The sequence below is a fragment of the Vibrio sp. 1078-1 genome, from assembly GCF_033340475.1.
Genome location: NZ_JAWOWM010000889.1, coordinates 1 through 520, shown reverse-complemented (window position 1 = coordinate 520; position 520 = coordinate 1). Strand labels below are relative to the sequence as shown.

General features: G+C 51.7%; 1 protein-coding gene and 1 pseudogene. Both read right to left on the bottom strand.

Annotated features, from left to right (window positions below; all coding sequences use genetic code 11):
* Window positions 1-307 (bottom strand): conjugal transfer protein TraH (locus R7190_RS30660; protein WP_318138312.1); only part of this gene is annotated, 307 nt, incomplete at its 3' end.
* A 1-nt stretch (window position 308) separates the two neighbouring features.
* A pseudogene (locus R7190_RS30655) lies at window positions 309-520 on the bottom strand (conjugal transfer protein TraF); the annotation flags it as partial.

The following is a 520-nucleotide window of genomic DNA, read 5'->3' as shown; positions in this document are numbered from 1 at the left end:
TAATGAAGGAAAGCGAACCGCCGAACAGATCTACACCACCGCAACCAGCTTTCCATGATGGAGGGGCAAAGCTCACCAGGTTCTCGTCGAAGATTCGTGTCTTTGCAGTGAACCGGCCACCAGCTAAAACGCCACGTCGTTGGCTTTCATAAACCCCAGGTGGTGTTGTGTTGCTCATTTCATTGAAGAGTTTGTCCATCTGTGATTGGAGGCCGTTAGCGGCTATCGCCCCTGTCGGTGCCATGACGAGACTGGCCGCCACACTCAGGGCAAGCAGGCTCCTTTTTAATGTCTTGTGCGTGACCATCTTAGTTCTCCTGTAATTTGTCCCGGATGTACTTCATGAGTTGTTCCGGTGGCACAAAGTTGTCTTTATCACCGCTCGCTTGAGATAGCTGTTTGAGGTCAGAGCCCAGCTCTGGTGAGGCCAAGCGTTCGGCTATGTTGTTTTCCAGGTTGAGTACCGGACGTGTACGGTTAAACTCTTCGTCTGTGACCCAACCATTGCGTTTTGCTGCGA